Annotated in this window: 5 protein-coding genes; 3 read left to right on the plus strand and 2 right to left on the minus strand. The window is 69.5% G+C overall.

All coding sequences use genetic code 11. From position 1 onward, the window contains the following. Positions 1 to 110: 110 nt before the first annotated feature. On the minus strand, positions 111 to 632 hold the full coding sequence (locus tag QH283_RS20780) for a DUF402 domain-containing protein (RefSeq protein WP_280504647.1): 522 nt from the start codon (positions 630 to 632) through the stop codon (positions 111 to 113). Positions 633 to 802: 170 nt separating this feature from the next. Between QH283_RS20780 and uvrB the strand changes: the two genes are divergently transcribed. After that, entirely contained in the window at positions 803 to 2,977 is a 2,175-nt protein-coding gene (gene uvrB, locus QH283_RS20785; RefSeq protein WP_280504648.1) for an excinuclease ABC subunit UvrB, read from the plus strand. A 151-nt stretch (positions 2,978 to 3,128) separates the two neighbouring features. Here uvrB and QH283_RS20790 read toward each other — a convergent pair whose 3' ends face one another. Further along, positions 3,129 to 3,599: a VOC family protein gene (locus tag QH283_RS20790; protein ID WP_280504649.1), complete on the minus strand. Its 471-nt coding sequence runs from the start codon at positions 3,597 to 3,599 to the stop codon at positions 3,129 to 3,131. A gap of 106 nt (positions 3,600 to 3,705) precedes the next feature. Between QH283_RS20790 and QH283_RS20795 the strand changes: the two genes are divergently transcribed. Together QH283_RS20795 and QH283_RS20800 are read left to right on the plus strand one after the other, a co-directional pair. Next, complete coding sequence (locus QH283_RS20795) at positions 3,706 to 4,593, plus strand: helix-turn-helix domain-containing protein (RefSeq protein ID WP_280504650.1); 888 nt, start codon at positions 3,706 to 3,708, stop codon at positions 4,591 to 4,593. Between the two features lie 421 nt (positions 4,594 to 5,014). Next, positions 5,015 to 5,466 (plus strand): universal stress protein (locus QH283_RS20800; RefSeq protein ID WP_280504651.1); only part of this gene is annotated, 452 nt, incomplete at its 3' end.

Raw genomic sequence — 5,466 nt, forward strand, 5'->3', positions numbered from 1 at the left:
CGGCCGGGGGGGGGCCCCCCCCCCCCGGGGGGCCGGGTCCCCCGGGGGGCCCCCCCCCCCCCCCCCCCCCGCGGGGCCGGCCCCGGAGTGGTGTCCGGGGGCGGCGGCCGTCAGCGCCAGGTGAGCGGGTAGCCCAGCGACTCGAGCCAGGCCTGTAGCGAATAGCCGTGCGCGGCGATGCCGTCGATGGCGCGGGTGGCGTTCGCGACGGCGGCCTCGGCTTCGGCGGCGGTGAGCAGGCCGGCGGTGTGGGCGGCCAGCAATTCGTCGACATCGAGCAGTTCGGTGTCGCGCCCGGTGCGCACGGTGATGTCGAGGTAGTGGTCGATCGAGCGCCACACCTGCGGCTCGACCTGGCCGAACACGCCGATGTCGAGATAGAAGTCCTGGTCGCGCGGGCATTCGGGGGTGAAGTCGAACACCGTGACGCGCAGCGAGAGATCGGGCAGCAGCCAGGACTGCAGGTAATGGAATTCCGGGTGGTCGGAATGGCGCGCCATGTAGAGGCCCCACGGCTCGGTCCGGTAGTGCTCGACCGCGCGGACGAACCCCTTCGGATCGGTGTTGGTCTTGTTGGCCACATCGAAGTGCTCGACCTTGGGGCGATGCACGTGCGCGGGTTCCTGCGTCATGACCCGAAATCTACCGGGGCCGCCTCGCGCGCGTCCCCGGCCGATCCGTCGCCGGGCATTGCCGGCCCGTCCGGTTCGGATCAGCTCTGCCATTGTTGCTCGGCCATTGTTGCTGAATGATCGCCGCTCGCGCGCCCTCACCTGTCGGACCCCGCAACTACCCTGGTGACATGGCTTTCGCTACCGAGATCCCCGCCGACGGCGCAGGCACCCCGCTCGCGCACTCGGAGTTCCGCCCGGTCGGCTCCGTCGAGCGCACCGAGGGCCGCTTCGAGGTGGTCAGCGAACACAAGCCCGCGGGTGACCAGCCCGCGGCCATCGACGAGCTGGAGCGGCGCATCCGCGCGGGCGAGAAGGATGTGGTGCTGCTCGGCGCCACCGGCACCGGCAAGTCGGCCACCACGGCCTGGCTCATCGAGCGCCTGCAACGGCCGACCCTGGTGATGGCGCCGAACAAGACGCTGGCCGCCCAGCTGGCCAACGAGCTGCGGGAGATGTTGCCGCACAACGCCGTCGAGTACTTCGTCTCGTACTACGACTACTACCAGCCCGAGGCCTACATCGCCCAGACCGACACCTACATCGAGAAGGACAGCTCGATCAACGACGACGTGGAGCGCCTGCGCCACGCCGCCACCTCCAGCCTGCTGTCCCGCCGCGACGTGGTGGTGGTCGCCTCGGTCTCCTGCATCTACGGCCTCGGCACCCCGCAGTCCTATCTGGATCGGTCGGTGGCCCTGCAGGTCGGCGCCGAGGTCGACCGCGACGCGCTGCTGCGGCTGCTGGTCGACGTCCAGTACACCCGCAACGACCTCGCCTTCACCCGCGGCTCGTTCCGGGTCCGCGGCGACACCGTCGAGATCATCCCCTCCTACGAGGAACTGGCGGTGCGCATCGAGTTCTTCGGCGACGAGATCGAGGCGCTGTACTACCTGCACCCGCTCACCGGTGACGTGGTGCGTCAGGTCGACACCGTGCGCATCTTCCCGGCCACCCACTACGTGGCGGGCCCCGAGCGCATGGAGCGCGCGGTGGCCGACATCGAGGCCGAGCTGGAGCAGCGGCTGGCCGAGCTGGAGCGTCAGGGCAAGTTGCTCGAGGCGCAGCGGCTGCGCATGCGCACCCAGTACGACCTGGAGATGATCCGCCAGGTCGGCTTCTGCTCCGGCATCGAGAACTACTCGCGCCACATCGACGGCCGCCCCGCGGGCTCGGCGCCTGCCACACTCCTCGACTACTTCCCCGAGGACTTCCTGCTGGTCATCGACGAGTCGCATGTGACGGTGCCGCAGATCGGCGGCATGTACGAGGGCGACATGTCGCGCAAGCGCAATCTGGTCGAGTACGGCTTCCGGCTGCCGTCCGCGGTGGACAACCGTCCGCTGACCTGGGAGGAGTTCGCCGAGCGGATCGGACAGGTGGTCTACCTGTCGGCCACGCCCGGCCCCTACGAGCTCGGGCAGACCGGCGGCGAGGTGGTCGAGCAGGTGATCCGCCCGACCGGCCTGGTCGATCCGAAGGTGGTGGTCAAGCCGACCCAGGGGCAGATCGACGACCTGGTGCACGAGATCCGGGTGCGCTGCGAGCGCGACGAGCGGGTGCTGGTCACCACACTGACCAAGAAGATGGCCGAGGATCTGACCGACTATCTGCTCGGCCTCGGCGTGCGGGTGCGCTATCTGCATTCGGAGATCGACACCCTGCGCCGGGTCGAGCTGTTGCGACAGCTGCGGCTGGGCGAGTACGACGTGCTGGTCGGCATCAACCTGTTGCGCGAGGGACTCGACCTGCCCGAGGTCTCGCTGGTGGCGATCCTCGACGCCGACAAGGAGGGTTTCCTGCGCAGCAGCACCAGCCTCATCCAGACCATCGGCCGCGCCGCGCGCAATGTCTCCGGCGAGGTGCACATGTATGCCGACAAGATCACCGATTCGATGCAGCACGCCATCGAGGAGACCGAGCGGCGCCGCGCCAAGCAGATCGCCTACAACGAGAAGATGGGCATCGATCCCAAGCCGCTGCGCAAGAAGATCGCCGACATCCTCGATCAGGTGTACCGGGAGGCCGAGGAGAACGAGGTCGAGGGCGGCGGCTCCGGCCGCAACGCCAGTCGCGGCCGTCGCGCCCAGGGTGAGCCGGGCCGCGCGATGAGCGCGGGCGTGGTCGAGGGCCGCGACGTGAAGTCCATGCCGAGGGCCGAGCTGGCCGACCTGGTGCAACAGCTGACCGATCAGATGATGAACGCCGCCCGCGAACTGCAGTTCGAGTTGGCGGGACGGTTGCGCGACGAGATCGCGGACCTGAAGAAGGAACTGCGCGGTATGGACGCCGCGGGACTGAGCTGATCGGCACGGGGCAGTGACGATTCGGCGCGGGGCGGTGACGATTCGGCGCGGGGCGGTGGCGGCCTGCCCTCGATCCGCGCCGAACGCGCGCCGCGCCGCACCGGCTGACGGACGCCGGTGCGGCGCGGGCGGATCAGGGAATTCAGGCCGTTCAGGCCTGGGTGGCCAGCCACTCGTTCACGCGCTGCTCGCCCTCCTCGCGGGAGACGTCCTCGACGCGGGTCATCACCACCCAGCGGTGCCCGAACGGGTCGTTGACCAGGCCGTAGCGGTCGCCGGTGACGAAGGTCTGCGGCTGCTCCACGCCGCGGGCGCCGTGCTCGGCCGCGCGCGCGATCACCGCGTCCACATCGGGGCAGTAGTGCACGATCGAGGTGTGCACCCATTCGCCGTTGGGGGCGAGCACGCCGTGCTCGGGCACCGGCACGCCCACCTGGACGGTGGAATCGCCGATACGCAGTTCGGCATGCGCCGGGCTGCCGTCCGGCAGATCGTTGCGGCTGAGCACCTCGGCGCCGAACACCGCGCGGTAGAACTCGATGGCGGCATTGCCGTCGGCGACCGCCAGGAAACAGGTGATGGAGTGGTAGCCCTCGGGAATCGGATCGACCTTCGCTGTCATGGATTCGAGTCTGCTCGGCGCGGCGGTGCGGGGCTTGTAAGAAAGCGTCAATCGCCGAAGGCGCACCGTGCGGCCTGATCCGGGCGGCGCCGGGACCGGTGCGCGCGTGTCCGGGGACGCCGGTCCCGCGGATCGCGACCCGGGGGACAAGGGCATCCTGCGGCCGAGGGAACAGTCCAGGTACCGCTCGCTGCGCCGGCTTCCGCCAGGCCAGGCGGCGGGGCGGTTCGTGAACTGGTACTGGCTGGTGGACTGGGACCTGCGCGGCAGGCCGGCCTACCGGGCCGAGGTGCTGTCGTTTCCCAGTGTGAACCTGACCTTCGAGCAGAGCCCCACCCGCACCGGCGCGTTCGTCACCGGGGTCACCACCGCCCGCTACATCCGCGAATTGACCGGTGTGGGAAGGGTTTTCGGTGTCCGTTTCCGGGCGGGCGGATTCGCCGCCCACACCGGCGTCGATGTCGGCGCGCTGCGCGACCGCAGCCTCGCCCTGGCCGAACTCTTCCCGGACGCGGGCGACATCACCGAGCGGGTGCTCGCCGAACCCGACGACGCGGCGCGGCGCGACCTGGTGGAGGGCTGGCTCGCGGTCAGGACGGTCGAGCCCGACGAGGTGTACCGCCTGGTGCTGCGCATCGTGGCAGCGATGGAGCACGATCGCGAACTGACCCGCGTCGACCAGGTGACCACTCGCTTCGGGGTGTCGATCCGCACGCTGCAGCGCATGTTCGCTCGTTACGTCGGCGCGAACCCGAAGTGGGTGCTGCGGCGCTATCGGTTGCAGGACGGGGCCGAGCTGCTCGCCCGCGGCGCGGTCACGGATTTGGCGGCGCTGGCCGCCGAGCTCGGATATTTCGACCAGGCGCATTTCTGCCGGGAGTTCGTCGCGGAGATCGGAATGCCGCCCTCGGAGTACGCGCGGCATTCCGCCGAGGCTGCTGCGGGATTTGCGTCCGGGCCGCTCGAGGATGTGGCGGCGAATTCGAGTGGCTGATTTCCGGGGGCGTCGCGAAAGCGTGGCAGTGGCGGGCTTCACAATTGCCGCACCGACGCTGTGGCGTCGATGACAGGACTGGTCAGCGGCCTGTCCGATGGGTGACGGCGGTGCGATCCGGCCGGTGCCGGATTTCCGTCTCCTGTGATGAAAGTCCCAGCGCGCCAGGGCGCTTGGTAATCATTGTGACTGTTCACAGGATATGGGCATCGCTTTTTCGATCCGCGCTGGTGAGTCGGTATCCGGCACAAACAGCGCCGGTACCGATTCCCAGTCGGCCGCGACATGGCCGGGTGTGATGTGTTGCGAATTATGCGGTTTCCGCACCCGGAGGGGCTATCGTCGGTGCAGTCGCCGCGTCGGAGCCCGACATGCCGGGAGTGCCGAGCGCAGGCACCCGACCCGCATAGTTGGAGGAGAAATGACCGCCTACCGGACCATTGTCGTCGGTACCGATGGCTCGGACTCGTCATACGTAGCAGTCGAGAAGGCCGCCGCGCTGGCGGCCGATGCCGGAGCCACCCTCATCGTGGCCTGCGCCTACTACCCGACCGACGACCGGGAGATCGCCGCCGCCGCCGACGTGCTCAAGGACGAGGCCTACCAGGTCCGCGGGTCCGCCCCCACCACCGAGATCCTGCGCGTCGCCCGCGACAAGGCCGCTGCCGCGGGCGCCGAGGACATCGTGGAGCGTCCCATCATCGGTGAGCCGGTCGAGTCGCTGCTCGGGCTGATCAAGGAGACCGGCGCCGACCTGCTCGTCGTCGGCAACCGGGGCCTGAACACCCTGGCGGGCCGTCTGCTCGGCTCGGTGCCCTCCGACGTCGCCCGCAAGTCGCGCTCGGACGTGCTCATCGTCCACACCGTGCGCTG

It is taken from the genome of Nocardia farcinica, from assembly GCF_029867845.1.
Taxonomy (GTDB): Bacteria; Actinomycetota; Actinomycetes; order Mycobacteriales; family Mycobacteriaceae; genus Nocardia; species Nocardia farcinica_A.

Bases quoted from the DNA above. Each gene is read 5' to 3' on its own strand.
- uvrB (WP_280504648.1), top strand. From the start codon at position 803: ATGGCTTTCGCTACCGAGATCCCCGCCGACGGCGCAGGCACCCCGCTC.
- QH283_RS20780 (WP_280504647.1), bottom strand. From the start codon at position 632: ATGACGCAGGAACCCGCGCACGTGCATCGCCCCAAGGTCGAGCACTTC.
- QH283_RS20790 (WP_280504649.1), bottom strand. From the start codon at position 3,599: ATGACAGCGAAGGTCGATCCGATTCCCGAGGGCTACCACTCCATCACC.